The sequence below is a fragment of the Microbacterium sp. RD1 genome (assembly GCF_052220165.1).
Classification (GTDB): domain Bacteria; phylum Actinomycetota; class Actinomycetes; order Actinomycetales; family Microbacteriaceae; genus Microbacterium.
On the sequence record NZ_JBQPOL010000001.1, the window covers coordinates 1,322,542 to 1,347,520 of the forward strand.

Sequence of the window (24,979 nt, forward strand, 5' to 3'; positions counted from 1 at the left end):
TCGAGTGAGCAGCATCCTGATCAGCGGCGGGACCGTGATCGACGGCACGGGAGCGGACCCCCGTCAGGCCGACGTGCGGATCCGCGACGGCGTCTTCGCCGAGGTGGGCCCGAGTCTCGCGGCCCGGGAGGACGACCGGATCGTCGACGCGCGCGGGCGGGAGATCCTGCCGGGTTTCATCGACGCTCACTCGCACGACGACGCCGCGCTCCTTCGCCCCGGTGCGATGGCTCCGAAGCTCTCGCAGGGAGTCACGACGACCGTGATCGGCAACTGCGGCCATGGGTGCGCGCCCTCGGGCGCCGGAGCCGCCCTACGCGATTACTCCACGCCGATCCTCGGGCCCTTCCCCGACGAGCACTACGGCACTTTCGGCGACTATCTGGACGCGCTCGACCGTGCCGAGCTCGCCCTCGATGTGGTCGCCCTCGTGCCCCACGCGCCGCTGCGTTCGGCCGTTCTCGGGATGGAGCGTCGACCGGCGACCGCAGCCGAGACGGCGCGCGTCGTCGGGCTTCTCGACGAGGCGCTCTCGGCGGGAGCCACCGGCCTCTCCTACGGCCTCATGTATTCGCCCGGCAACGCGGCCGCGCGCGACGAGCTGGAGGCGATTGCGGGCGCCGTCGCGCGGGCGGGTAAGGTCCTCGTCGCTCACGTGCGAAACGAGGCCGATCTCCTGCAGACCTCGCTCGACGAATTCCTGGTCCTCGGGCGGAGCACCGGCTGCGCCGTGCACGTGAGCCATCTGAAGGTCACCGGTCCCCGCAACTTCGGCACGATGCCCGCGATCATCGACAAGCTCGAGGCCGCGCGCGCAGACGGGCTCGACGTCACCGCCGATATCTACCCGTACGAAGCCGGCAGCACGACCGCGGCGACGCTCTTTCCCAGCTGGTCGACCGACCGTGGAGTGGACTCCCTCCTCGAGGTGCTCGCCGACCCGGCGGCGCGCCGTCGAGCGCTCGACGACATGCGGCGTCCGTGGACCGGTGCGCTCGAGAACTACTTCCACACGCTCGGACCTGCAGCGATCCTCCTCGCCGGCTTCGGCACGGAGGCGAACGTCGGGCTCGAAGGCATGCGGCTCTCGGACATCGCCGCCTTCCGCGGGCAGGACGCGGCGGAGTGCTTCGCCGATCTGATGCGGGAGGAGGGCGGGGCGATCACGGTCGTGCTGTTCCAGACCGACATCGAGGGCATGAAGGCCGCCCTCTCATGGCCGCACACGATCGTCGGATCGGACGGATTGCCGCGCGAACACGGCTACGTCCACCCGAGGTTGTTCGGGACCTTCCCTCGGGTGCTCGCGCGCTACGCAGGACAGGGAGGTGTGCTGTCGAGGCACGAAGCGGTGCACCGGATGACGGGGGCGACCGCCCGGCGGTTCCGTCTGCATTCCGGGGTCATCGCGCCGGGATCGCCTGCTGCCCTGCAGATCATCGACCCGCGCGTCTACTCCGACCGCGCCGACTTCAACTCACCGCGCGAGGAGACAGCGGGGCTCGATACCGTGTACGTCGCGGGGAGGGTCGCCTGGGGCGCGGGTCCTGGCGCGGTCGGCGCGGGCAGGCTCCACCGCGAACGCGTCGTGGCGGGCGCCCGGTGAGCGCGGTGGCCCACGAGGCCGACGCCCTGGTCGTGGGCGGAGGGATCGTTGGCGTCTCCGTCGCCGCGCGTCTCGCCCGCTCGGCGAGGGTCGTCCTCGTCGAGGCGGAGGAGCGGATCGCGACCCACTCGTCCAGCAGGTCTGCCCGCCAGATGCAGCCGTCCTACGGTCCGGCGGTGATCCGCCGGCTGACGGCGCGGAGCATCGAGATGCTGCGCGCGCTCGAGGCCGAGGCCGGCCGCACGATCCTCCGCGAGCGACCGCTCGGCTGGCTCGCGACCGAGGGTGGTCTCGGCACGCTGGCCGCGCTCAGCGCTGATCATTCCGCGCTCGTCGCGGTCACCGCATCCGACATCGCCGACGCTCTTCCCCTCGTCCGCCCCGGCCTCTTCGCTGCGGCCGCGATCGACGCGCACGCTTATGAAGTGGACGTGCCGGCGCTGCTCGACCACACGCTCGGCGACGGGGTCGACGCCGGGCTCACCGTGCTCCCCGGGCACCGGGTCGTCGAGGTCTCCCGGGACGGTGAAGCGTGGCGGGTGCGGACGACAGGCGACGCCGTGTCGGCACGCGTCGTGGTCAACGCGGCGGGCGCGTGGGCGGACGAGGTCGCCCCGCTGTTCGGCGCGGCCCCGCGGGGCCTCCGATCGTATCTGCGAACGGTCGTTATCACCGACGCGCGCCTGGACGAAGGCCTCTCGGGTGCACCGATGGTCTCGAACGTCGACGGAACGTTCTACGCGCGGCCCGACGGGAGCGCCCTTCTCATCTCCCCCTCCGACGAGACGGAGGTCGCGGCGGGGGACGTCCGCCCCGATCCCGCGGTCGTTGATGCCGTCATCGCTCGGGCCGGCGGCATCCTCGCGGTTCCCCTGGGTGATGTCGACCGTGCGTGGGCCGGACTTCGCGTCTTCGCACCCGATCACCTGCCGGTCGTCGGGTGGGATGATGAGGTCCCGGACTTCTACTGGCTCGCGGGTGTGGGAGGCTACGGCATTCAGACGAGCCCCGCGCTGTCGACCGACGTCGCCGCAGAGGTGCGGAACCGACTCGGCGATGGTGGGCGAGTGCTCGCCGGAAAGAAGGATGGGGCACATGGGCGTTGAACCGATGGTCGAGAACCAGCCGCCGAACGGGAAGCGCGGCCCCGACGGGACGAAGGCGGTGGACCGCACGGCGCGCACGCTGATCGAGCTCGCGCGGTTCCCGAGCGGGCTTTCGCTGACCGAGCTGGCCCGGCATCTCGAAGAACCGGTGCCGACGCTCCACCGGTTGCTGGGGACGCTCCGCAAGTACGACCTCGTGCGGGAGACCGCCGAGGGCGGGTACGCGATCGGGGTGGGGGCCGCGATTCTCGCCGCATCGCTCGCCGAGGGGCTCGACTTGCGCACCGAGGCGCGGCCGGTCCTTGCGGAGCTGCGCCAGATCACGGGGGAGACCGTCCACCTCGGGGTTCTCTCGGGACCGCACATCGTCTACATCGAGAAGCTCGACAGCCCCAACGCCGTGCGCATGGTCTCCCGTATCGGGGGGACAAACCCGGCGCTGCGAACGGCGATCGGCACGTCGATCCTCGCCGCCTCCGATGAAGACGTCGTGGCGAAGACGATCGAGTCATCGCGGCTGACGTACGGCGAGACGGTCACGCGGGAAGATCTCGACGCGACCCTCGCCGCGATCCGCGCGCGGGGGTTCGGCCAAGATCTCGAGGCGAACGAGATCGGCATCTGCTGCCTCGGCGCGGCCATCACCGATATGTCGGGGCAGCCCATCGCGGGGATCAGCGTCTCGACGCCGTCCCTCCGATTCGACCGGGATCGCATCGACGAGCTCGGAGGAGTGGTGCGGGACGCGGCCCGCGAGATCTCGCGCCGCCTCGGCGCCAGCGACGCGGATGCGCGCGCCGCCGCCGAAGTGGCGCTTCGCGCGGCACCCTGACACATTCCGAACGGGGCGAAGCGTTCCCCCGAACCGAAGTAAGAGAGAGGAAGACCGCATGGTCAAGCAGCAGGTCGTCACCGACGGAGCCCCCCGCCCCATCGCCCCGTTCTCCCAGGGGGTGCGCGCCGGCGATCTCGTCACGATCTCCGGTCAGGGGCCGCAGGACCCCGCGACCGGCGCGTACCTGCACCAGGGCGACCTCGCGAAGCAGACCGTCCGCACCCTCGACAACATCCGCGCGATCGTCGAGGGAGCCGGCGGCACCTTCGACGATGTCGTGTCGCTCCGTGTGTTCCTCACGGAGCGCGAGCATTTCGCGGCCATGAACGAGGTGTACGGCGAATATGTGCGCGAGCACTGCCCGTCGGGGGTCTTTCCGACCCGCACGACGATCTTCGTGGTGCTGCCGCACGCCGACATGCTCGTCGAGATCGACGCGCTCGCGGTGCTGTCGAACTGACGATGCCGGTTCCCGACGTCGTCGTCTCCGCTGATCTGAAGGGGTTCCCCGCCGAACTGTCCGGCCGAACGCTGTCGACCGCGAGCGACATCGCGGTGCCGCTCGCCCGGTTCGAGACACCCGTCATGACGGTGGACATGGGCCGGGTTCATCGCAACGAGCGGCGACTCATCGAGTGGGCCGCTGCTCGCGGCATCGGGGTGGCACCGCACGGGAAGACCACGATGTCGCCCGCGCTGTGGCATTCCGCGCTGGATGCGGGCGCGGTGGCGATCACGTTCGCCACGCCTTGGCAGGTGCGCGCCGGGTTCTCCTACGGTGTTCGTCGCGCCCTTCTCGCGAACAACCTCGTCGACCCCGTCGCGATTCGCGCGCTCGCCGACATCCTGGACGGGGATCCGGAAGCGGAGCTGTGGGTGTGGGCCGACTCCGTCGAGGTGGCCGAGCGGTTGGCGGGCGTGTTGGAGGAGTACGGTGCGGCGCGGCCGATGGATGTGCTGGTCGACCTCGGGGGCCCCGGCGGTCGAACGGGCGCGCGGTCGGTCGAGGACGCGATCGCGGTGGCGGACGTCGTTCGCTCGCGGGCGTCGCTTCGATTGCGGGGTGTCGCGGGGTATGAGGGTCCGTTCGGCAGTGACCGCTCCGATGGCGCGGTCGCGGCGGTCGTCGGCTTCCTCGACACGCTGGGCGTGCTCGCGCAGGAGCTTTTGGCGCGCGGGTGGTTCGGCGAGGTGCTGCCGATCGTGTCGGCCGGGGGGAGCACCTACCCCGACTTCGTGGCGGAGCGTCTCGGGTCTCTCGCCGGCGAGGTCGAGTTGATCATCCGGTCGGGGGCCTTCCAAGTGCACGATTCGGGGTTCTACGAGCGGGTGTCGCCGCTTCGTACCGGGGCCGTTCCCGATCCGCTTGAGCCGGCGATCCACGTCTGGGCGCGCGTGATCAGCGCGCCCGAACCGGGTCTCGTACTGTTGGACGCCGGTCGTCGAGACGTGCCGGTCGACATCGACTTTCCTGTGATCGAGGGTGTGCTCGGCGAGGGTGAGCGGGTGATTCCGGATGCTGTCGTCACGGGCGTGAACGATCAGCACGCGTTCGTACGCGGCTCGGGGACGGCGGAGTTGCGCGTGGGCGATGTCGTGAAGCTGGGGTTGTCGCATCCGTGTACAGCGTTCGACAAGTGGCGCGCGCTGGCGGTGGTGGATGGCGCTTCGTCGCCTTCTCCGTCGGTTACGGGAGCCCTCGCAACCCTGTTCTGACCTCGGCCGAGTCTCCGGGTGTCGGCGGCGCGCGGGACTCGACCGAGACATCGTCCTGCGTGAGCGATGCGATATGGCACTAGACGGCGACGTTGCCCGGTCACGGGCGTAGTGCGTCCGAGGCCTGTTCGAGAGCGTTGGTGACGACGCGGTAGTAGGCCCACCGGCCGCGCTGTTCGCGAGTGGCGAGCCCGGCGTCGACGAGAAGCTTCATGTGGTGCGAAACGGTCGGCTGGGAAAGGCCGACCGGTCCGGTGAGGTCGCAGATGCAGGCTTCCCCGTTCGTCGAGGCGGCGATCAGCGAGAGCAATCGGACGCGCGTGGGGTCGCCCAGGGCCTTGAAGGTATGGGCGATCCGCTCCGCCGCCTCAGCCGTGAGGACGCCGCCCGTGACCGGGGCGCAGCAGGTTGCGGCGTCGGAGAGGACGGGCAGCATCGTCGTCATCCCTCGATTCTGGCACGACACATTGACAGTCGTCGATACATCGAGCAATCTCGATACATCGAGTTTTGTCGATACGTCGAGGGAAGGTTCGCATGAAGAGCGCGTTGCCTGTTGTCGTGATCGGTGCGGGCCCGCAGGGACTCGCCGCGGCTGCTCACTTGGCCGAGCGAGACGTCCCCGCCGTGGTGTTGGAGGCGGGCGCTGGGCCGGCGTCCGCGGTGGCGGAGTGGGGGCATGTGCGGTTGTTCTCGGAGTGGCCGGAGCTGGTTGATGCAGCCGGTGCACGGATTCTCCAGCCCACCGGGTGGAAGACGCCGACGACCGGGTATCCGACGGGCGCGCAGTGGATCACCGGTTATCTTGCACCCCTCGCTGCCGAGCTGGGCGAGAGCATCCGGTACGGAGCCCGGGTGGTCGGGGTGTCTCGTCTTGGCCGTGATCGGCTGGTCGATACCGGCCGCGGCGAGCAGCCTTTCACGGTGCATGTGCAACCGGTCGAGGGGGAGGAGTACCGGCTCCAGGCGCGCGCGGTCATCGACGCCTCGGGCACCTGGCGGTCTCCGAACCCGGCGGGCGCAGATGGTCTGCCCGCTCTCGGAGAGAAGGCGGCAGCTGAACTGCTGACCTACCGCATCCCCGACTTCAGCGACCGCGAAGGGTTTGAGGGCAAGCACACGGTCGTCGTCGGCTCCGGGCACTCGGCCGTCACCGCCGTCCTCGCGCTGGCTCGCATGGCCCGCCGCAACCCCGACACCACCGTGACGTGGGCGCTGCGCCGGGCCAGCGTCAGCAACGCCTTCGGCGGAGGCGAAGCCGACGAGCTGCCCGCCCGCGGCGCCCTGGGGATCAAGGCTGAGGAGTTCGTCGACGCCGGCCTCGTCTCGCTCGTCACCGGATTCCGCGTCGAGCGCATCGCCCGTGACGGCGACCGGCCGGTACTGGTCGCCGAGGACGGCCGCGCCCTCACCGCCGATCGCGTGGTGGTCCTCACCGGGTTCCGCCCCGACCTGTCGTTCCTGTCCGAGCTGCGCCTGGAACTCGATCCGACACTGCAAGCCCCGGTGCGGATCGCTGCGGAGGTCGATCCCCACGTGCATTCCTGCGGCTCGGTGGCTGCTACCGGTGCCGTCGACCTGGCGCAGCCGGAACCGGACTTCTACCTCGTGGGCGCGAAGTCGTACGGGCGTGCACCCACGTTCCTCGCGCTGACCGGGTACGAGCAGGTGCGCAGCGTCGTCGCGGAGCTCGCGGGTGATCATGAGGCTGCCCGTCGTGTGGAGCTCGTGCTGCCCGACACCGGTGTGTGCGGCGGGGCCGGCCTGTTCGACGCGTCCGGGGCGCCTCTGGGCGGGGCTTGCTGTGCCCCGCCGGCGCAGGTGCTTCAGATCGGACGGGCGCCCGCGGCCGTCTGAGCGCGAGAACACCGACGGGAGGGCAGTGCGCAGCGGGGCCGCGCTTTCGCTCCCGTCTCTACCGGGTCAGGAGAGTCGCGGTGATCTCGTCAGACACGGCCTGGCGCAGCGGCCGCATCGCGTCGGCATTCCATGCTTCGGGGTTCGGGAAGGACCACTCCAGAACTTCACCGCGGGGCGTGGACGGCAGGGCGAGGCCGGGCTTCATGAGCACCACGACGTCCGCGGCATCCAGGTCCACTGTCGTGACCGCACGCGGCACCCGGCCGGTGATGTCCATGCCCAGCTCAGCCACCGTCGCGGCCACGGCGGGGTTCACTTCTTCGGCGGGGGACAGCCCCGCGGAGGTGGCGGTGAACCGGTCGCCGGCGAGGTGCTCCAAGAGGGCGGCGCCGAGTTGGGAGCGGCCGGCGTTGTGCTGGCAGATGAACAGGACGGTAGGGGTGTGATCGCTCACGGGTGCTCTTTCTGGGTTGGTTCAGCTGGCGGCGAGTCGCGGGGCGAGGCCCCCGATGCGGCGTTCCAGCTCGTCGTAGGCGGTATCGAAGGCCTCGTCGGTGCCGACGCGCACCGGGTCGGGGATCGACCAGTGCAGGTGCCCGGTCGTGCCGAGTTCTTCGTGTGCGTTGTCGCACACGGTCACCACGAAATCCGCATCGGTCACCACCGCTTCCAGGGCCCGCGGAGCCTCTTCGCTCAGCGGAAGAGCGTGCCGGTCGGCTGCGGCGATCGCGCCCGGGTCGATCCGCTCCGCCGGGTGCGTGCCTCCGGACGCGGCGGGGATGCTGCTGCGCGTTGACCACAGCGCGGCCGCCAGCTGCGAGCGGGCCGAGTTCGCTGTGCAGACGAACACCACCCGGCTTGCCCGCTCGACACGGCCGGACGAAAGCCCGTGGAGGGCGGTATCGGTCAGGTGAACGTAGCTGCGCCGCTTGTCGGCCTCGGACCGGGTCCGTGCCGCTATCCCCACCGTCTCCAGCACGTTCAAGTGATGGGTGAGGAGGTTTCCCGGGATGCCGAGCGCCATGCGAATCTCCGACGGAGACAGATCGCCCAGAGTCAGCAGGTCGACGATCCGCAGGCGCGTCGGATCGCCTAAGGCGGCGTGCTTCGCGGCCCTCGCTTCCACCGACTCAGTTCGTTCAGCGTTCATTGTGTCAATCTTGACTGAACTACCTTCGTCGCGTCAAGATGAGGCGACATGAACGCAAGCCGATCTCACCCCTCGCCGAGGCGACCCCATTTGCTGCGCCGTGCCGCGGCGGAGTTCGTGGGCACCGGGCTCCTGGTCACGGTCGTGGTCGGGTCGGGGATCGCGGCGCAGCGCTTGTCGCCGGGGGATGCGGGGTTGCAGCTTCTCGAGAACAGCCTGACCACCGCGCTCGGTCTGACAGTGCTGATCCTCATGCTGGGCCCCGTCTCCGGGGCGCACTTCAACCCGGTGGTGTCGATCGCGGATTGGTTGCTCGGCCGCCGTCTGAGGAGCGGGCTGATGCTGCGCGACCTCGCCCCCTACGTCGGAGCGCAGATCCTCGGGGGCATCGGCGGAACCCTCCTGGCGGTCCTGATGTTCACCACTGGTCCCGCGTTCTCCTCGAACGATCGCGCGACCGGCGGGCACCTGATCGGCGAAGTGGTCGCGACCGCCGGCCTCGTGCTGCTGATCTTCGCCCTCGCCCGCACCGGAAACGGCGCGGTCACCGCGGCCACGGTCGGCGCCTATATCGGTGCTGCCTACTGGTTCACCAGCTCCACATCGTTCGCCAACCCCGCCGTCACGATCGCCCGGATGTTCACCGACACCTTCGCCGGCATCGCCCCCGGATCGGTGGCTCCCTTCGTTCTTGCACAACTCGTCGGCGCCGCCCTCGGCTTAGCACTGACGATCGCCTTCTACCCGACGGCCGACCGCACCGCCGGCGCCGTCGTGGTTCCCACGCAACCCGAAACCCAGCCCTGAAAGGCGACTCATGCATCTCGTAGCGATCGGCGGAAGCGACGCCGGAATCTCCACCGCCCTCCGCGCCCGCGAACTCGATCCCGCCGTCGACGTCACCGTCGTCGTAGCCGACTCCTACCCGAACTTCTCCATCTGCGGCATCCCCTACTACTTCTCCCGGGAAGTGCAGCCCTGGCAGTCCCTCGCACACCGCACCCGCGCCGACCTTGAAGCCACCGGCATGAACCTCCGCCTGGACACCCTGGCCACCGGCATCGACGTCGGTGGCCGCAAGCTCACCGTCCGCGACGCGGCGGGCACCGAATTGACGATCGCGTACGACGAACTCGTGGTCGGCACCGGCGCCTCCCCGTCCACCGCCGGTATCGCGGGCCTCGACCGGCTCGGCCCCGACGACGGCGTGCACCTTCTGCACTCGATGGGCGACACGTTCGCTTTGGAGCGCTACCTCGACGCGCACCAGCCCGAAACCGCGATCATCGTCGGCGCCGGCTACGTCGGCCTCGAAATGGCCGAAGCCCTCACCGTCCGCGGCCTCCGCGTCACCCAGCTCCAGCGCGGCCCCGAAGTCCTCCCCACCCTCGACCCCGAACTCGGCTCCCTCGTTCACAACGAACTCACCCGCCACGGTGTCGATGTGCTCACCGGAACCCGCGTCGAAGCCGTCAGCCGCGATGCCGGCCGACTCACCGTCACAGGCAGCCGCGAAGGTGACTCCTTCTCTCTCAGCGCCGACCTCGTGCTCGTCGTCGTCGGCGTCCGGCCCAACACCGGCCTCCTCACCGACGCCGGCGCCCGCACGGGTGCCGGCGGCGCGGTCGTCGTCGACGAGCAGATGCGCACCGGTCTGCCGAACGTGTGGGCCGCCGGCGACGGTGTGGTCACCCATCACCGCCTTCTCGGCGTCACCTACCTTCCACTCGGAACCACCTCGCACAAGCAGGGCCGCGTCGCCGGAGAGAACGCGATCGGCGGCAACGCCCGGTTCGCAGGCAGCCTCGGCACGCAGGTCGTGAAGGTCTTCGACGTCGTGGCCGCCCGCACGGGTCTTCGCGATCACGAAGCCACCGCCGCCGGCTACGCGCCGCACAGCCACACCGCCATCGCGGACGACCACAAGCGCTACTACCCCGGAGCCACGCCCATCAGCATCCGCATCACCGGAGACGCCCGCGATGGACATCTCCTCGGCGCGCAGCTCGTCGGCGCCCGCGGCGCGGAGATCTCCAAGCGCGTCGACACCTACGCCGCCGCCCTGCATCACGGCATGACGGTGGCGGCGATGAGCGACCTGGACCTGTCCTACACGCCGCCGCTGGGCTCCCCGTGGGACGCGGTGCAAATGGCGACCCAGGCGTGGGAGCGGGAGTCGCGTTCGCTCGTGAGCGCCTGACCCGGGAGGCGGATTCGATCGCTGTCTTCCAAGACGGTCCACCGGTCGATCACGAGCGGTTCCCCGCCGACGAAGACAGGGCGGCCCACGGCTCGGCTTGTGTCTCGAACGTCCGGGAGCGGCGGACGACGTCGGTGATCTGCCCGGCGCCGCTGATGATGAGCCGCTTTGCGGCTGCTCTCATCCGTGAGCGTGCTGGTGCTCGTCCTGATCGTCGTGCTCGTCATCGAGGAGCATCCCCACCGACGTCGCGCAGGCGTCGCCGCGCCACGCCTCGACGCCCTCCCGGATCGCGAAGGCGGCGATGACGAGACCGGCGATCGCGTCGGCCCACCACCAGCCGAACAGGCTGTTGGTGACGAGGCCGATGAGCACCGCTGCGGACAGGTAGGTGCAGATGAGGGTCTGCTGCGAGTCTGCGACGGCCGTGGCCGATCCCAGCTCGCGGCCGGCGCGTCGCTCCGCAAGGGACAGGAACGGCATCACGACCACGCTCACGGCTGTGAGGACGATGCCGATCGTCGAATGCTCGACCTCGACGCGGCCGACGAGTGCCCGCACGGATGTGACGGTGACGTAGGCCGCCAGGGCGAAGAACGCCACAGCGATGACGCGCAGCGTGCCCCTCTCCCACCGTTCCGGCTCGCGGCGGGTGAACTGCCACGCGACCGCGGCCGCGGAGAGCACCTCGATCGTGGAGTCGAGGCCGAACCCGATCAGTGCTGCGGAGGACGCGACCGTGCCGGCGGTGATCGCGATGACGGCCTCGAGGAGGTTGTAGGCGATCGTCGCGGTGACGATCCACCGGATGCGCCGGTGCAGGACCTGCGTCCGGTCATCCTCTCGACGGGCGCGCGTGGTGGTCATGCGCAGGTGCACGTCTCTCCGGCGCAGCAGCCCGGCTCGACGTACAGGACGACGCGCAGCAATTCGTCGAGGGCCGGAGCCAGGTGTGGATCCGCGAGCCGGTACCAGGTGCGGCGGCCGTCCGGCACCGCCACGACGAGGCCGCAGCCGCGCAGGCAGGCGAGCTGATTCGACATCACCTGACGGGAGACGCCGAGAGCATCGGCGAGGTCGGAGGGGTACGCCGGCGCCTCGCGCAGTGCGAGGAGGACACCCGCGCGCGTCGCGTCCGACAGAGCGTGGCCGAGGCGCGCGAGCGCCGCGGTGTGGGTGATCGTCGCCGTGGTGGTCGCAGTCGACATGCGTCTGACGGTACAGGAAACACTGAATAAAGCGAAACGTGTACGGACAGCTCCATGCCGGCCCGCGAGAGGCGGCGGCTCGCACGACGGCGCGCGCCCGCTACCGTCGATGGATGGATCTCGTCTTCTTGCACGGCCCCGCGGCCGCGGGAAAGCTCACCGTCGCTCGGCATCTGTCCGAGCTCACGGGAATCCCCGTCTTCCACAACCACCTCGTCGTCGACCTCCTTCTCGAGGTGCTCGAGTTCGGGTCACCGGAATTCGTGCGGCTGCGCGAGAGCTTCTGGCTGGATACGTTCGCCACCGCCGCGGAAGCGGGACGATCGCTGATCTTCACGTTCGCGCCGGAGGCGACCGTCCTGCCGGGATTCCCCGAGCGTGCGGTATCCGTGGTCAGCGAGCGCGGCGGCCGCGTGCGGTTCGCGAGTCTGGGCGTCTCCATGGCCGAGCAGGAGCGACGGATCGAGAACGACGATCGCCGGCAGTTTCGCAAGCTCGCCAGCGTCGAGACGCTGCAGCGCCTCCGGTCCTCCGACGATTCGCCGGTGGAGGTACCGCCCGCGGACATCCTGATCGACACCGAGGATGCCTCGCCCGCCGAGGCCGCGCGGATCATCCGTGACGGGTTCGGCTTGGCCGTCGAGAACAGTCGGCGCGGCTACCCCGACATGTAGACCACGACGGTCATCGTCCCGGTCGCATCCGCGAAGGAGGCGGCTCTGCGGGTCGCGTGCGCCGCACCGCCCCCATGGCCGCCGAAGGATAGGGCTGCCCGACGTACGCCGTGAGGAGAATCATGAGCTGAGTGAGCCCGTCCTCGTCGAGACCGTTCGCGCGCGCGAGATTGAGGTAGACGTCGAGTCGCTCGTCGTTGACATCGCTGGCGACGAGGGCGCTGATGACGGCGATGCTGCGATCCCGATCGGTGAGCGCAACACCCTGCCACCCCGGCCCGCCCGCCGCTTCGTAGGCCTCCGCGGTGTATGCCGCGCCTGCCCGGTCGGTCATCACGCGTTCCGCCGTGGCCTCGTCGACCCCGAAGTTGCGGGCATACACGGCACGTCCTCTCTCTGCCCGCGCAGAGCGCGCCCCTGTGCCGGTCATCGGGCGTCGACCGTGGAAGGCTTCAAGAGGGGGATGCCCTGGTAGCCGCGCATGTCGTGCGCGGGCACGACGTGGAGGTGATCCTGCAGCGCCATGACGCGTTCCATGTCCTGCCGCACCTGCTTCGCGTCGCTGTCGGCAAGCATGCGCATCATGAGCGGCTTCTCGAGCCTGTCTGTGATGCCGTCGAGCTGCCAGGTGAGGTCGCCGATGAAGGCATAGCGCTGCCCGGAGGGCACCGTGACGAAGATGATCACGGAGCCCGTGGTGTGTCCGGCTGCGGGAACGATGACGACCGATCCGTCTCCGTAGAAGTCGTAGCTCGACGGGAAGCCGAGGTAGGAAGGGCCGTCGAAGGGGTATTCCTCGATTTCGTGGCCGCGTGAGACGGTTTCGAACACCGGGTCGCTCTTGGATTGCGCGGCGTACTTCCGCTCTGCCGCCGTCATCCAGATCGGCACGTCGAGGGAGTCCAAGCCGCTGACGTGATCCCAGTGGGAGTGGGTGAGCAGAACGCCGAGAAGTCGCTTCCTGTCGTACCCCGCGGCGGACAGCTGCGTGCTCGCGGTATCGGCGAGTTCGTGGGGTGCGCGGCGGAACGACGGCAGGGCGTCGATATGCGCCTCGGCGCCGGCACCGAAACCGGCGTCGATGAGCACGTCGCCTTTCGGATGCTGGATGAGGACGGCTGTTGCCGCGAAGGCGCGCTGCTCGGTGACAGCGCCGCCCGCCACGGCGAGAGCGGCTCGCGTGCGGTATGTGCCGGTGGGTAGCTGGTACAACCTCATCTCGGCGGGCGGTGCGGCGTCGGGGAGCGGGCTGGTCCATTTCGTCGGGACCGGCAGCTGCGCTCGAATGGGCGCGCCACGCCAGCGACCCCACGCGACGATCCCGCCCGCGGAGGCGAGCACCAGGTTCGGGACCGTCTCGGAGGGTTCGCCCCGCAGCAGGTAGAAGACCACGGCGGACAGCATCAGAAGGACGACCCCGAGTGCGGCGAAGACCGTCGTCCGAGGGGCGACCCGCGTCAGAGACGGGAGAATCACGCCGAGGCCGCCAGCGATGTCCAGGATCGAGGTCACCGTGTACAACGCCGGAACGTCTGCGGCCCAGGGGAACATCGCCGTCGCCTGGTCGAAGGGCAACGACAGCTTCCACGCTCCGGCGGCGATGAGCGCAACGCCCAGGGCGGACTGCAGAACCCAGAGGGCGATATGGAGGCTCCGCGGCGGTGAGGCATTGCGGAGGGGGTTGGCGGTGACCATGCTTTCCTTTCGATGCGAGCGAAATTGGACGACTAAACAACTATTGAACAGTATGTCTAGAAAGATCTGAGATGTCCAGCAGCGGTAGGATCCAGGCGTGACCAAGGAATCGTCGGACCCGCGCGTGGCTCGGACTCGCCGCGATGTGGTGGACGCCACCGCGGCGTTGCTGTTGGAACGCGGCTGGGACGGGGTCACTCATGCGGAGGTCGCTCGCGAGTCGGGCTATTCCAAAGCGACCGTCTACACGCACTGGCCCACGCGCCTCGATCTCATCCGCGCGGCCATCGAGCAGATCTGCGACACGGAGCACCACCCGTCCGCGACCGGGAATCTGGAAGAGGATCTGCGGACCGCGCTGCGAGACTTCGCCGCCGACCTCACCGACGGGCACCTGGACCGCCTTCTCGCCGGCGTCGTCGAGCGATCGAACACGAGTGAAGTCGTGCGCGAGCTCCGCGGACGCCTCTACGAGACGGGCACGAGCCACATGCGAGAGGTCCTGTCCGCGCATCTGGATCCGGCCGATGTGGAGCCGTCGCTGGCGCTGCTCACCGGAGCCGTGCTCGTTCGCGTCACCTTCGAGGGCCGGGCTGCCGGTGCGGACTTCGTGGCGGATGTCGTGAGCCGGGTGCTGAGCGCCATCGACTCGCGTCGCGTCGTCACCCCCTGAGCAGCAGCCGACGGTCGCAGCTCACGCCGTCCGGCCGCCTCACGCGGCGAGCCGCCGCCACGCCGCGCGGAGCCGGCGGACGGCGCGAGCGGCGAAGTCCCTTCCCGTTCCGCCGTCCGCGTCCCGCCGCCACACGACGACGCCGTCGTCGTCCGTGGTGAGGACGGAGGCGCGGCCGGCGAGCACCGGCGAGCGTCCCGCCCGTGCGAGGACATCCGCATCTGCTGCCAGCGGCACGGTGAACGTCCATCCCGCGCGGCGGACCTTGACCCAGACGGAACCGCCGGGGGAGGAATCGCCTCTGGCGAAGACCCGCACGGGATCGACCGACAGCTCCATCGCGCCGATGCGATGCGATCTGCTGCCGGGGAGCCGCCGCCGTCGAGCCCCGTCGCGCAGCACGAGGTCGACGCGGTCGTCGGCGAGGTCCGCACCCGCATCCCGGAGTTCGGACGGGAGGTCCGCCAGCGGTGACGGGGGGCGCCATACCATCCGCTCCGGTCGGGAAGCGGATGGCTCGAACACGAGTGCGTCTTCCCCGTCGGCCGTGATGCGGACGTCGACCGAGAGGTGCAGGCCTCCGCCCCGCGACCATCTCGCCGCCGTGACGACGGCTCGGCACTGCAGGTCGGATTCGAATCGGGCGAGCCGGATGAGATCGGCACGACGGTCGGCGCGCAGCAGGCCCGACCGGACCCGATGGGCGAAGCTGAGCCCGGTGTCCACGCCCGGCCCGAATCGTCGCTCGATGATCGGCTGCACCACGTCGAGGAAGCGATCGCGGTAGTCCTCCGGATACCGCAGCATCCGCCGGCCCGCCAGGCGTTTGAGGATCTTGCCGCGATACCAATGCCGAAGCAGCCGATCGCGCAGCTCCCCGGGCTCCGTGTGAGCCTCGACGAGCTCGAGCACCGTCTCCAGGTGCGGGAAGTACGTCCGTGGCTCGATGCGCGACGAGCTCGCGCTCCCCGGATGCTTGACCCACGCGTAGCAGGGGACGCTGGCGAGGACGGAGATCGTCCCCGCGTCGAAGTAGGCCTTCATCACGAACAGGTGGTCTTCGAGCCTCACCCGGCCGTCGGGGAAGCGGATGCCGTGGGCGCGCAGGAACGACGTGCGGAACAGCTTGTGCGGAGTGAGCAGTTCGAGGATGGGGTCCGAGCCCAGGACCGCGCGCGGGATGTCGGCGTGGAAGATCTGGCGGGGGAGGCGGCGGCCGATCCCGACCTCCTTGCCGATGACGACGTCGGAGGCGTTCGCATCCGCGTAGTCGCAGAGCTTCTCCAGTGCGGCGTCGAACAGCCAGTCGTCCTGGTCGACGATGTAGACGTATTCGCCGCGAGCAGCGGCGAGCCCGTGATTGCGGGGCGTCCCCGGCCAGCCGGTGTGCGGCAGGTAGAGGACACGCACGTGCGGTCGATCGCGAGCCACCTCGGCCAGGCGGTCACGGGTCGCCTCACCCGACCCGTCGTCGCAGAGGAGCACTTCGAACCTCGCGGCGTCCAGAGTCTGCGCGTCGAGGGAGCGGATCAGATCGTCGAACGCCGGCCCGGGTTCGAACACCGCGACGACCACGCTCACCCGGGGGCGTTCTCCATCGCTCATAGGTCCACTCAAACATGGATGGGCCGGTGTCGCCTCCGGCCGGCGGTGGGTGGCGGCGACCGGCCGGGGATGCCGCCTTAGACTCGAACACTCTCGGAGGGAGCCGGAATGCCGTTGGACCCGTTCTTCGAGGAGCGGCTGCGAGTGCACCGCCGCTATCTGATCGGTCAGCGCGTCCAGGCGCTCAGGCGCCGGCTCTCGGACGGATGGCGCCGCATCCGGCGTGCCGGAGCCGAGACTCCGACAGACGCCGGACCGCGCGCGCCGCGGCCGGCTGCCGATGTCCCCTCCGCTCCCGCCGCCTCGGCGCGGGCACGCCACCGTCGCGCGGCGCTGGCATGGGACCGCCAAGAGCTCCGGACGGTCGGAACACCGGGCCCGAACGTCCGCACGAGCGAGCACATCGTGCCCGTCGCGGGCTTCCCCGCGGTGCGGGTGCGCATCTATGACCCGCGTCCGCCCGACGCGGCCGCCGGCGGCATCCCGGCCTGGCTCACCTTCTTCGGCGGCGCCTTCCGCATCGGCGGCCTGGACTACCCGACGACCGATGCTGCGAACCGGCGGCGGGCGGCGGAGGCATCCGTCGCCGTGGTGGCCGTCGACTACGCCCTCGCTCCCGAGCACCGTTTCCCCACGCAGATCGAGCAGGCGCACGCGGCGCTCGTGTGGCTGCACGAGAACGCGGTCGATCTCGGCATCGATCGCGAGCGCCTCGGCGTGGCGGGCACCTCGGCCGGAGCATCGATCGCCGCCGCGCTCACCCTGGCCAACCGCGACCGCTCGGCGCTACCGATCCGGATGCAGCTGCTCGAAGTGCCCGTGGCAGACCTCACCGGCGGGCACGTCGATCTGCGCGCGACCCGCGCTCTCGGGATCCCCAGCATCCTGGCACGCCGGGAGCTGCGCTCCGTGGCTCGGACATACCTGCCCCGCGCGGGGGATGCCCGCAATCCGCTCGCGTCGCCGCTTCTCGCCCCCTCCCTGGCCGGGCTTCCCGAGGCGCTCGTCTTCACGGCGGAGTACGACCCGCTCCGCGGCGACGGCGCCGCCTACGCCGCGCGACTGCGTGCCGACGGCGTCGACGCGAGCGCCGTGCAATACCTCGGGGTCACCCATGACGTCGCGATCTTCACCGGTGTGCTCCCGGCTGCCCGAAGGTGGCATCGCGACGTCGTCGCGGCGCTCGCTCGACTTCACGACGTGCCGGCGGTCGGCTGACTACGCCGGCTGCGCCCGCCACCGGCCGCCGACGACGAACGCCAGGGCGAGCAGGGCTGCCGCCATCGCCGCCAGCGGCACCGCCCACGGCCCGAGCGTGAGCGCGGCACCGCCGACGACGGGGGCGAGGGCGATGCCCACGTACATCGCCGTGGAGTACCACGACAGCGTGATCCCGGCCTCCTTCGGCTTCGCCGCGACGAGCAGATCCTGGATTCCGACCTGCGGCGACATGCCGACCAGGCCCCATGCCGCGTAGAGGGCGATCGCGCCGGGGAGGAAGGCCGTCGACCCTTCGAGGGCGGCGTAAACCGCGACCATCCCGAGGAGCCCCAGCGCGGTGGCGCGCAGTCCGCCGGAGCGGTCGACCAGCTGGCCACCCAGCCACGTGCCGAGCAGAGTCGCGACGCCGAAGGCGAGGAGCACGGCGGCGAGGACGCCCGGGGCCTCTTCGAGAGCGGGAGCGAGCACGTCGGCACTGAAGACGTACAGCACGTTGAAGGACAGGATGAAGCACACCATGCTCAGGAGCACCAGGAGGATGCGGCGATCGCCGAGCACGGCGACCCGATCGCGCAGGCGTGCTCCAGCGACCTGGGGGATCCGCGTCATCGTGACGCCGATCACGACGGTGAGGATCACGGCGAGCCCGGCGATCGCCCACAGCGACACGCGCCATCCGGCGAGTGCCGCCACGCCCGCGCCGAGCGGCGAGCCGAAGGCCATCGCGCCGGCGAATCCGAAGGCGACGATCGCGATGGCCCGGCCGCGGTGGCGGGGCTCCACGAGCGACGGGGCGGCCGCCGTCGCCGGCGGGACCAGCGCGGCGCCGCCGAGAGCGGCCAGGACCCGTCCGGCGGTGAACAGCTCCATACCGCCGGCCAGGGCGGTGACGGCGGTGCCCGCGGCCACGAGGCCCATTCCGACCGTGAGGAGCGCCCGCCGCGGCACGCGTGCGAGGAACGTCGCGACCAGAGGCGAGGCGACGGCGACGACGGCGGCGTACCACGTGATGGAGGAGGCGACAGTGGCAGTCGAGGTGCCGAACTCTCGCGCGAGCTCGGGGAGAACCCCGGCGATCACGAACGCGTTCGTACTGACGACGAACAACGCGAGCGCGAGGACCCACAGCCGGGCGAGCACCGGCGCGGACAAACGGTGGTCCGGGTAGGATCGTTTGATGGATGTCACACGGTCAGCGTAGAGGATCGTTTGACATTCATCAAACAATGGATGGATGGCATGCCCGAGTACCCGGTCCCGGAGATCGCCGATGTCGCCCTCGAGGGCGTCCTCAAGGCGCTGGGCGACCCCACCCGGCTCGCGATCGTCCGGATGCTCGCCGACGGGCAGGCTCGTCCGAAGGCCGAGGTCTGGGACGCCTTCGCCACCAGCAAAGCCACGTGCGCCCATCACTTCAAGACGCTGCGCGAGGCGGGGCTCGTGACCTACGAGGTCCACGGCCGCACTCACGACATCCGGCTCCGCAAGATCGAGCTCGACGAACGTTTCCCGGGGCTCCTGGGCGCGGTGACGGGGGCTCCCGCGGATGCCTGACGCGGCGGTCCGCGGGAGACGACGAGCGAGGTAGCGTCGAGGGATGCCCGAGATCCATCGCGCCCGCGTCGCCGACATCGACCCGGTCGCGCTCTACCGCATCCTGCGGTTGCGCGTGAGCGTCTTCGTCGTCGAGCAGCACGCGGCCTACCCCGAGATCGACGGGCGCGACATCGAACCCGATGCCGAGCTGCTGTGGATCGAGGAAGACGGCGCGGTCCTCGCGACCCTGCGCATCCTGCGTGAGCGGGACGCGTGGCGTATCGGGCGGGTCGCGACCGCCGAGGCGGCCCGCGGTCGCGGTCTGGCCGCGGATCTCATGGGCAGCGCACTCCAGCGGTGCCGAGAGGTGGCGTCGGAGCTTCCGGTCGACCTCGACGCGCAGATGCAGCTCGAGGACTGGTACGGCCGATTCGGCTTCGTCCGTTCGGGCGATCCGTTCGAGGAGGACGGCATCCCGCACATCCCGATGAGGCGCGGGTGATCCCGTGCGCACCGACCGTCTGACACTGCGCCGCTGGACGACGGAGCCCGACGACCTCGCGTTCGTCTACGACACCTACTCGCGGGACGAGGTGGCGCGGTGGATCGGCAACCCGCCGCGCGTGATGGCGTCACCCACTGAGGCGCGAGCGGCGGTCGCGCGCTGGCTCTCGCTGGACGACCCGCCCCTGGGAGTCCGCGCCGTCACGACGCACGAGGGCGACCGGCTCGGCAGCCTGCTGCTCAAGCGCATCCCCTGGTCGGCGGATGCGGTGCCCGCCGGAACACCCGAAGACGTCGAGATCGGCTGGCACCTGCATCCGGATGCGTGGGGCCGAGGATACGCCACCGAGGCTGCCCGCGTGGTGCTCGGCGAGGCGTGGGCGTCGGGCATCCCGCGTGTGGTGGCCGTCACCCACCCCGACAACGCCGCGTCGCAGCGCGTCTGCCGGCGGATCGGGATGCGCGGGCTCGGCCGCACCGATCGCTACTACGGCGTGGAGTGCGAGCTCTTCGAGATGCTCGCCCCCTAGCAGCTGTGGATAGTTCACGCACTGTTCAACCGGTTTAGGACATAGTGGATCGTTCCTCTTGCCGGCGCGTCACGCGTGCTGGATCCTGGCCTTCGCCGGCGGTTTCGAGCGGACGGGCTACAGCGATGAACCGTGAGGGCGAGAAGGGCCGACGGGAGAGAGGATAGAGGGATGACGACGATCCCTGCGGTTTCGCTCAACGACGGCACCGCCTTCCCCGAACTCGGCTTCGGCACGTACAAGCTCCGCGGTCCTGAGGGCGTGGACTCCATCCTCGCCGCCCTCGGAACCGGCTACCGGCTCCTCGACTCCGCGGTCAACTACGAGAACGAGGGCGAGGTGGGCGAGGCCGTGCGCCGCAGCGACATCCCGCGCGACGACATCCTCGTGACCACCAAGCTGCCGGGTCGCGACCACGGACACGCCGAGACGAAGGCCAGCGCGCGCCGGTCGCTCGAGGCGCTGGGGCTCGAGCGCATCGACCTGTACCTCATCCACTGGCCGAACCCGAGCGTCGGCAAGGACCTGGAGACGTGGCGCGCCATGATCGAGCTGCGGGATGAGGGCGTCGTCCACTCGATCGGGGTGTCGAACTTCACCGAGCGGATGCTTCGCCGTCTGGTCGACGAGACCGGCGTCGTCCCGGCGGTGAACCAGGTGGAGCTGCATCCCTACTTCCCGCAGGAGGAGCTTCGTGCCGTGCACGCCGAGCTCGGCATCCGTACCGAGAGCTGGAGCCCGCTCGCACGGCGGAGCGAACTGCGGAAGGAGCCGGTGGTGTCCGAGATCGCCGCTGCCCACGGGGTGACGACGACGCAGGCCGTGCTCCGCTGGCATGTGCAGCTCGGCTCGACGCCCATCCCGAAGTCGGCCGATCCCGAGCGTCAGCGGGAGAATGCCGACGTCTTCGGCTTCGAGCTCACCGACGACGAGGTCGCCGCCCTGTCGGCCCTCCGTCGTGGGCGCCTGTGGGGCGGCGACCCCGACACGCACGAGGAGATGTAGTCAGAGCGGCCCCGACAGCCACTCGTCGAAGGTCTGGCGGCCCCGCCGCGCGGAGGCATCCGGAAGCAGCGTGCCGTCCCGTTGCGCGCGACCGAACGCTCCGGGAAGCGAGATCGTCGGGATCCAGGCCCGTGAGCCCCGGGCGCGCGCGTAGGCGCGCACCATCCGAGCCAGGCTCTCCTCGCGCGGCCCGGCGAGATCTGGCGAGCGGCCGACCGCGCGGCCGGTCGCAGCGCCGCCAGCGCGTCTCCCACCTCGCGAGCGGCGACCGGTTGCGTGCGCATCCGGGGCGCCAGGTGGAGAGGTCCGGCCTTGGCTCGTGCGAACATCTGCGCCGCGAACTCGTGGAACTGCGTCGCGCGCAGGATCGTCCAGGGGACGGATGCCCGCTCCACGAGCTCTTCCTGCGCCGCCTTCCCCGCGTAGTAGCCGAACGGCGCCCGGTCGACGCCCACGATCGACAGAGCGACGTGGTGCTCGACGCCCGCCCGCTGCTCGGCCTCGAGGAGGCTCCGCGTGGTCGTGGTGAAGAAGTCGACGGCCTCGCCCTCGTTCAGCGTCGACACGCTCAGCGCGTCGACGACGGCATGGACGCCGCTCAGAGCCTGCTCCAGCCCCGTGCCGGAGACCACGTCGATGCCGCGTGCGCGTGCCAGCACGACGACGTCGTGCCCTCCGGCCTGCAGCGCCTCCGTGGCGAAGCGTCCCACCGTGCCGGTGCCGCCGGCCACCGCGACTCTCATCGTTGCTCCTGCGGAGGAAGAGACCGGATGTGTTCGTGCATCGTCGTCATACCTCTCCGACGACGCAGCTTCCGCGAATGTGAGGCGAACCGTGCATCGGACTGTTCACGTCCCCGTAGAGTGCGGGAGGAGGTGCGCGCGTGGAGTCTTCTGTCGAGTCGGAACGGCCGCAGCTGACCGCCATGGCCTACCGGATGCTGGGCACCGTCGCAGACGCGGAGGACGCCGTGCAGGAGACCTTCGTGCGCTGGTATCGCCTGAGCGACGAGGAGAGGGCCGGGGTGCGATCGCCCGGCGCGTGGCTCGGGCGCGTCGTCGGGCGGGTGTGCCTGGACATGCTCGGGTCGGCGCGCGTGCGACGCGAGCTCTACGTCGGCGAGTGGCTGCCGGAGCCGCTGCCGGAGCACTCGCCGCTCGTCGGCGCGCTCGGCGGGGACCCGCTGGAGCGGGTGACGCTCGATGACGCGGTCAGCATGGCCCTGCAGGTCGTCCTGGAATCGCTGAGTCCCGCCGAGCGGGTGGCGTTCGTGCTTCACGACGTCTTCGGCCTCAGCTTCGCGGAGATCGCGACGACGGTGGGGCGTTCGGAGGCCGCGACCCGCCAGCTCGCCGCCTCGGCGCGCCGGCACGTCCGCGAGCGACGCGCCGGGATGGCGCCGCGGGAGCGTCACGATGCGCTGATGCAGGCGTTCGCTCGGGCGTGCCTCAGCGGGGATTACGAAGCAGTGGTCGCCGTGCTCGATCCCGCTGTGGTGCTGCGCAGCGACGGCGGCGGCGTCGTCTCCGCCGCTCGCCGCCCGGTGCAGGGCGCCGACCGCGTCGCCCGGTTCGTCCTGGGCCTGCCGCGTCTGCAGCCCGATGGACAGCTCGAGGCCGTGGTCACGCCCGACGGGCTCGGCTTCGTCGCCCGTGTGGGCGGACAGCTCCACAGCGTGTGGACGCTCGGTGTGGCCGGCGACCTGGTCAGCGACCTGTGGATCGTCGCCAACCCCGAGAAGCTCACGCTCTGGGAGTGACCTCGGGGTCCGCCGCGGCCCGTTCGGTCGGTCCGGCCAGCTCAGCCGGTTCCGGGAGCGCCGATCCGGGCGGGCTCGGCTCGATCTGCGGCCGCGCGAGCGTCGCGATCACCACGCCCACGAGCGCGATGGCTCCGCCGAGTGCCTTGACGGGGTCCAGCGTCTCGCCGAGCAGGAGCGCGAAGCCGTACCCGAGCGCGGGGATCGCCGCCGTCGCGACCCCCGAGACCGCGGCGGGCACGCGCTCGGCGCCGTAGTTGTAGAGCACCAGGGTGGGCGCGGTGACCACGAGAGCGAGCACCAGGATGGCGATCAGTCCGCGCGGGTCGGTCGGCACGCTCGCGGCGCCGGTGAGCATCTCCCACCCCAGCCACGGGAGCATCAGGATCGTGCCCCACACTCCGGTCGCGGTCGCGAGCGACAGGGCGTCCGGGGCATCCGCGTGCCCGCCGTCGCGTCGGAGGAGAACCGTGTAGATCGCGTACGACGCCAGGGCGCCGATGTTGAGCGCGACACCGATGTCGACGCGGAATCCGGATGCGGCGACGAGACCCACGCCGAGGGTCGCGAGGGCGAGGCCGACGATGGTGCGCGTCGAGAGCCGCTCGCGGATCATCGCGACCGCGGCCACGGCGGTGAGGACGGGCAGGAGCGAGACGACGAGGGCGGCGGTGCCCGGCGTCGTGAAGAGCAGGCCGATATTGGCGAGCGAGTAATACAGAGTGACGCCGGTCAGGCCCAGGAGGATCGTGCGAGGCTGACGAAGCGTGCGCCAGAAGGCGGGGCGACGTGCCGCGAGCGGGACCAGCACGACGAGCGCGAGCGCGAACCGGCAGACCGACAGGACGGCCGCGGACCCGGTCTCCAGCGCCCAGCCCGACAGGACGTAGGCGAACGACCAGAGAACGACCGAGAGCCCGATCGCGCCGATGGGCAGCCAGCGAGCGGCCACCGCGTTTCAGAGCTCGATGCCGCGGTCGTCGTCGTTGACGCCGCTGTTGCGCCCCCGCCACGACTCGTAGGCGATGAGCCATCCGATCGACACCGCGGCACCGAGGACGATCCCGAGCCAGATGTTTCCGAAGATGAGACCGAACAGCACCCCGAGGGCGAGGAGGAGCACGGTTCCCAGCAGCCACTGCGTGCGGCCGCGCGGCCATCCGGTGCGAGGTTCGGGCATGTCTCCAGACTAGGGCCTCACCTCGCCGTTCCCCGCGTCACCGATAGGGTTAGGGCAACCTAACTTGGAGGCGCCATGGCACGCACGAATGCGAACGAGGGCCGTGTGAAGCCCGTCGATGCGACCCTCGGGACGATGCACGTCCTGCGCCGCGAGCGCATCTCGCCGTCATTCGCGCGGGTGACACTCGGCGGCGGGGACGTCGCGGCGTTCCGGTATCTCGGGTTCGACCAGTGGTTCCGCCTCTTCCTGCCGGTGAGCGAGGCGTCGCTGTCGCGTCTGCCCGCCACACTCGACACGTTCGCCTACCTGCGCTACCTCGCCATCGCCAAGACCGATCGTCCGGTGCTGCGCAACTACACCGTGCGCGCGTACCGCCCGGACGGTCCGGAAGGACCGGAGCTGGACGTCGACTTCGTGCTCCACGGGTCCGCCGCCGAGGGGACCTCGGGGCCGGCGGCGACGTGGGCGGAGACCTGCGCCGCCGGCGACGCGGTGGGCATCCTCGACGAGGGACTGATGTGCGCACCTCCCGCCGATCGGTCATCGGTCGCGGTGCTGGTGGGCGATGAGACCGCGGTCCCCGCCGCGATGGGGATCCTGGAATCGATGCCGCGCGACGCGCGAGGCACGGCGTACCTCGAGATCCCGCATCCGGACGATCGTCAGTCCGTCGATGCTCCGGAGGGCGTCGACGTGCGCTGGATCGTCCGCGAGGACGCTGCGGCGGTCCCGGGCGCTGCGGCCCTGAGCGCGCTGGTCGCCGACGCTCTGCCGGCCGGGCCGTTCTACGCCTGGGCCGCGGGCGAGCAGGCGCTCGCCGCCGGCGCCCGGCGGCACTGGGTGTCCGGCGGCGTGCCCAAGAACGCCATCCGCTTCTGCGGGTACTGGAAGGCGCGACGCCACTGAGTCGCGG

General features: G+C 70.5%; 29 protein-coding genes and 1 pseudogene. 17 read left to right on the forward strand and 13 right to left on the reverse strand.

The features are described from left to right. Positions 1-4 precede the first annotated feature (4 nt). Genes ACTU3I_RS06380 through ACTU3I_RS06400 form a run of 5 tightly spaced genes read left to right on the forward strand, consistent with a single transcriptional unit; the run spans position 5 to position 5,263 of the window. On the forward strand, positions 5-1,606 hold the full coding sequence (locus ACTU3I_RS06380) for an N-acyl-D-amino-acid deacylase family protein (RefSeq protein ID WP_442924820.1): 1,602 nt from the start codon (positions 5-7) through the stop codon (positions 1,604-1,606). Beyond that, positions 1,603-2,712, forward strand: a complete 1,110-nt coding sequence (locus ACTU3I_RS06385; RefSeq protein WP_442924821.1) for an NAD(P)/FAD-dependent oxidoreductase — start codon at positions 1,603-1,605, stop codon at positions 2,710-2,712. The genes ACTU3I_RS06380 and ACTU3I_RS06385 overlap by 4 nt, the downstream gene beginning before the upstream one ends. Next, the gene (locus ACTU3I_RS06390) at positions 2,702-3,544 is read left to right on the forward strand and encodes an IclR family transcriptional regulator (RefSeq protein ID WP_442924822.1); all 843 of its coding nucleotides are present in this window, start codon (positions 2,702-2,704) and stop codon (positions 3,542-3,544) included. The genes ACTU3I_RS06385 and ACTU3I_RS06390 overlap by 11 nt, the downstream gene beginning before the upstream one ends. A gap of 58 nt (positions 3,545-3,602) precedes the next feature. Then, positions 3,603-4,007, forward strand: coding sequence for a RidA family protein (locus ACTU3I_RS06395; RefSeq protein WP_442924823.1), 405 nt, complete (start codon positions 3,603-3,605; stop codon positions 4,005-4,007). 2 nt (positions 4,008-4,009) lie between these two features. Next, positions 4,010-5,263, forward strand: coding sequence for an amino acid deaminase (locus ACTU3I_RS06400; protein WP_442924824.1), 1,254 nt, complete (start codon positions 4,010-4,012; stop codon positions 5,261-5,263). Between the two features lie 100 nt (positions 5,264-5,363). Here the strand turns inward: ACTU3I_RS06400 and ACTU3I_RS06405 are convergent, their stop codons facing one another. Beyond that, positions 5,364-5,708, reverse strand: coding sequence for an ArsR/SmtB family transcription factor (locus ACTU3I_RS06405; RefSeq protein ID WP_442924825.1), 345 nt, complete (start codon positions 5,706-5,708; stop codon positions 5,364-5,366). A gap of 92 nt (positions 5,709-5,800) precedes the next feature. On the opposite strand from ACTU3I_RS06405, the gene ACTU3I_RS06410 reads away from it, so the two are divergent. Next, positions 5,801-7,120, forward strand: coding sequence for an FAD-dependent oxidoreductase (locus ACTU3I_RS06410; protein WP_442924826.1), 1,320 nt, complete (start codon positions 5,801-5,803; stop codon positions 7,118-7,120). Positions 7,121-7,178: 58 nt separating this feature from the next. On the opposite strand, the gene ACTU3I_RS06415 is transcribed toward ACTU3I_RS06410, so the two are convergent. Continuing rightward, complete coding sequence (locus tag ACTU3I_RS06415) at positions 7,179-7,577, reverse strand: arsenate-mycothiol transferase ArsC (RefSeq protein WP_442924827.1); 399 nt, start codon at positions 7,575-7,577, stop codon at positions 7,179-7,181. A gap of 21 nt (positions 7,578-7,598) precedes the next feature. Then, positions 7,599-8,273: an arsenate reductase/protein-tyrosine-phosphatase family protein gene (locus ACTU3I_RS06420; RefSeq protein ID WP_442924828.1), complete on the reverse strand. Its 675-nt coding sequence runs from the start codon at positions 8,271-8,273 to the stop codon at positions 7,599-7,601. Positions 8,274-8,321: 48 nt separating this feature from the next. Between ACTU3I_RS06420 and ACTU3I_RS06425 the strand changes: the two genes are divergently transcribed. Together ACTU3I_RS06425 and ACTU3I_RS06430 are read left to right on the forward strand one after the other, a co-directional pair. Then, positions 8,322-9,080: an MIP/aquaporin family protein gene (locus tag ACTU3I_RS06425; protein WP_442924829.1), complete on the forward strand. Its 759-nt coding sequence runs from the start codon at positions 8,322-8,324 to the stop codon at positions 9,078-9,080. A 10-nt stretch (positions 9,081-9,090) separates the two neighbouring features. Next, complete coding sequence (locus ACTU3I_RS06430; RefSeq protein ID WP_442924830.1) at positions 9,091-10,473, forward strand: FAD-dependent oxidoreductase; 1,383 nt, start codon at positions 9,091-9,093, stop codon at positions 10,471-10,473. 49 nt (positions 10,474-10,522) lie between these two features. Here the strand turns inward: ACTU3I_RS06430 and ACTU3I_RS06435 are convergent, their stop codons facing one another. Genes ACTU3I_RS06435 through ACTU3I_RS06445 form a run of 3 tightly spaced genes read right to left on the reverse strand, consistent with a single transcriptional unit; the run spans position 10,523 to position 11,681 of the window. Further along, positions 10,523-10,657: a hypothetical protein gene (locus tag ACTU3I_RS06435; protein ID WP_442924831.1), complete on the reverse strand. Its 135-nt coding sequence runs from the start codon at positions 10,655-10,657 to the stop codon at positions 10,523-10,525. Further along, positions 10,654-11,340, reverse strand: a complete 687-nt coding sequence (locus ACTU3I_RS06440; RefSeq protein WP_442924832.1) for a cation diffusion facilitator family transporter — start codon at positions 11,338-11,340, stop codon at positions 10,654-10,656. Before ACTU3I_RS06440 ends, ACTU3I_RS06435 begins: the two co-directional genes overlap by 4 nt. Further along, positions 11,337-11,681: an ArsR/SmtB family transcription factor gene (locus ACTU3I_RS06445; RefSeq protein WP_442924833.1), complete on the reverse strand. Its 345-nt coding sequence runs from the start codon at positions 11,679-11,681 to the stop codon at positions 11,337-11,339. The genes ACTU3I_RS06440 and ACTU3I_RS06445 overlap by 4 nt, the downstream gene beginning before the upstream one ends. Before the next feature lie 113 nt (positions 11,682-11,794). Here ACTU3I_RS06445 and ACTU3I_RS06450 point away from each other — a divergent pair, with 113 nt between their 5' ends. Continuing rightward, a complete protein-coding gene (locus tag ACTU3I_RS06450) occupies positions 11,795-12,355 on the forward strand; it encodes a hypothetical protein (protein ID WP_442924834.1) in 561 nt (186 codons plus the stop codon). 10 nt (positions 12,356-12,365) lie between these two features. Here the strand turns inward: ACTU3I_RS06450 and ACTU3I_RS06455 are convergent, their stop codons facing one another. Continuing rightward, positions 12,366-12,737 carry a carboxymuconolactone decarboxylase family protein gene (locus ACTU3I_RS06455; protein ID WP_442924835.1) on the reverse strand — a complete coding sequence of 124 codons (372 nt, stop codon included), beginning with the start codon at positions 12,735-12,737 and terminating at the stop codon, positions 12,366-12,368. A 44-nt stretch (positions 12,738-12,781) separates the two neighbouring features. Further along, a complete protein-coding gene (locus tag ACTU3I_RS06460; protein WP_442924836.1) occupies positions 12,782-14,050 on the reverse strand; it encodes an MBL fold metallo-hydrolase in 1,269 nt (422 codons plus the stop codon). A 97-nt stretch (positions 14,051-14,147) separates the two neighbouring features. Between ACTU3I_RS06460 and ACTU3I_RS06465 the strand changes: the two genes are divergently transcribed. After that, on the forward strand, positions 14,148-14,723 hold the full coding sequence (locus tag ACTU3I_RS06465; RefSeq protein WP_442924837.1) for a TetR/AcrR family transcriptional regulator: 576 nt from the start codon (positions 14,148-14,150) through the stop codon (positions 14,721-14,723). 39 nt (positions 14,724-14,762) lie between these two features. Here ACTU3I_RS06465 and ACTU3I_RS06470 read toward each other — a convergent pair whose 3' ends face one another. After that, a complete protein-coding gene (locus ACTU3I_RS06470) occupies positions 14,763-16,328 on the reverse strand; it encodes a glycosyltransferase family 2 protein (protein ID WP_442924838.1) in 1,566 nt (521 codons plus the stop codon). 108 nt (positions 16,329-16,436) lie between these two features. On the opposite strand from ACTU3I_RS06470, the gene ACTU3I_RS06475 reads away from it, so the two are divergent. After that, positions 16,437-17,546 carry an alpha/beta hydrolase gene (locus ACTU3I_RS06475; protein WP_442924839.1) on the forward strand — a complete coding sequence of 370 codons (1,110 nt, stop codon included), beginning with the start codon at positions 16,437-16,439 and terminating at the stop codon, positions 17,544-17,546. Here ACTU3I_RS06475 and ACTU3I_RS06480 read toward each other — a convergent pair whose 3' ends face one another. Then, positions 17,547-18,737 (reverse strand): MFS transporter, encoded by a 1,191-nt coding sequence (locus tag ACTU3I_RS06480; RefSeq protein WP_442924840.1) that lies wholly within the window; start codon positions 18,735-18,737, stop codon positions 17,547-17,549. Between the two features lie 51 nt (positions 18,738-18,788). Here ACTU3I_RS06480 and ACTU3I_RS06485 point away from each other — a divergent pair, with 51 nt between their 5' ends. From ACTU3I_RS06485 to ACTU3I_RS06500, 4 genes are all read left to right on the forward strand, one after another. Next, positions 18,789-19,103 carry an ArsR/SmtB family transcription factor gene (locus tag ACTU3I_RS06485; RefSeq protein ID WP_442924841.1) on the forward strand — a complete coding sequence of 105 codons (315 nt, stop codon included), beginning with the start codon at positions 18,789-18,791 and terminating at the stop codon, positions 19,101-19,103. Positions 19,104-19,146: 43 nt separating this feature from the next. Continuing rightward, positions 19,147-19,587 (forward strand): GNAT family N-acetyltransferase, encoded by a 441-nt coding sequence (locus ACTU3I_RS06490; protein WP_442924842.1) that lies wholly within the window; start codon positions 19,147-19,149, stop codon positions 19,585-19,587. A gap of 4 nt (positions 19,588-19,591) precedes the next feature. Next, positions 19,592-20,119 carry a GNAT family N-acetyltransferase gene (locus ACTU3I_RS06495; RefSeq protein WP_442924843.1) on the forward strand — a complete coding sequence of 176 codons (528 nt, stop codon included), beginning with the start codon at positions 19,592-19,594 and terminating at the stop codon, positions 20,117-20,119. 171 nt (positions 20,120-20,290) lie between these two features. Next, positions 20,291-21,124, forward strand: coding sequence for an aldo/keto reductase (locus tag ACTU3I_RS06500; protein WP_442924844.1), 834 nt, complete (start codon positions 20,291-20,293; stop codon positions 21,122-21,124). A gap of 386 nt (positions 21,125-21,510) precedes the next feature. On the opposite strand, the pseudogene ACTU3I_RS06505 reads toward ACTU3I_RS06500, so the two are convergent. After that, positions 21,511-21,867, reverse strand: a pseudogene (locus tag ACTU3I_RS06505) (SDR family oxidoreductase); the annotation flags it as partial. 140 nt (positions 21,868-22,007) lie between these two features. On the opposite strand from ACTU3I_RS06505, the gene sigJ reads away from it, so the two are divergent. Continuing rightward, on the forward strand, positions 22,008-22,883 hold the full coding sequence (gene sigJ, locus ACTU3I_RS06510) for an RNA polymerase sigma factor SigJ (RefSeq protein ID WP_442924845.1): 876 nt from the start codon (positions 22,008-22,010) through the stop codon (positions 22,881-22,883). Here sigJ and ACTU3I_RS06515 read toward each other — a convergent pair. Together ACTU3I_RS06515 and ACTU3I_RS06520 are read right to left on the reverse strand one after the other, a co-directional pair. Beyond that, positions 22,867-23,835, reverse strand: a complete 969-nt coding sequence (locus ACTU3I_RS06515) for a DMT family transporter (RefSeq protein WP_442924846.1) — start codon at positions 23,833-23,835, stop codon at positions 22,867-22,869. The genes sigJ and ACTU3I_RS06515 overlap by 17 nt on opposite strands. Positions 23,836-23,841: 6 nt before the next feature. Continuing rightward, positions 23,842-24,063: a hypothetical protein gene (locus ACTU3I_RS06520; protein ID WP_442924847.1), complete on the reverse strand. Its 222-nt coding sequence runs from the start codon at positions 24,061-24,063 to the stop codon at positions 23,842-23,844. A gap of 75 nt (positions 24,064-24,138) precedes the next feature. On the opposite strand from ACTU3I_RS06520, the gene ACTU3I_RS06525 reads away from it, so the two are divergent. Continuing rightward, the gene (locus ACTU3I_RS06525) at positions 24,139-24,972 is read left to right on the forward strand and encodes a siderophore-interacting protein (RefSeq protein ID WP_442924848.1); all 834 of its coding nucleotides are present in this window, start codon (positions 24,139-24,141) and stop codon (positions 24,970-24,972) included. Positions 24,973-24,979: the final 7 nt, after the last annotated feature.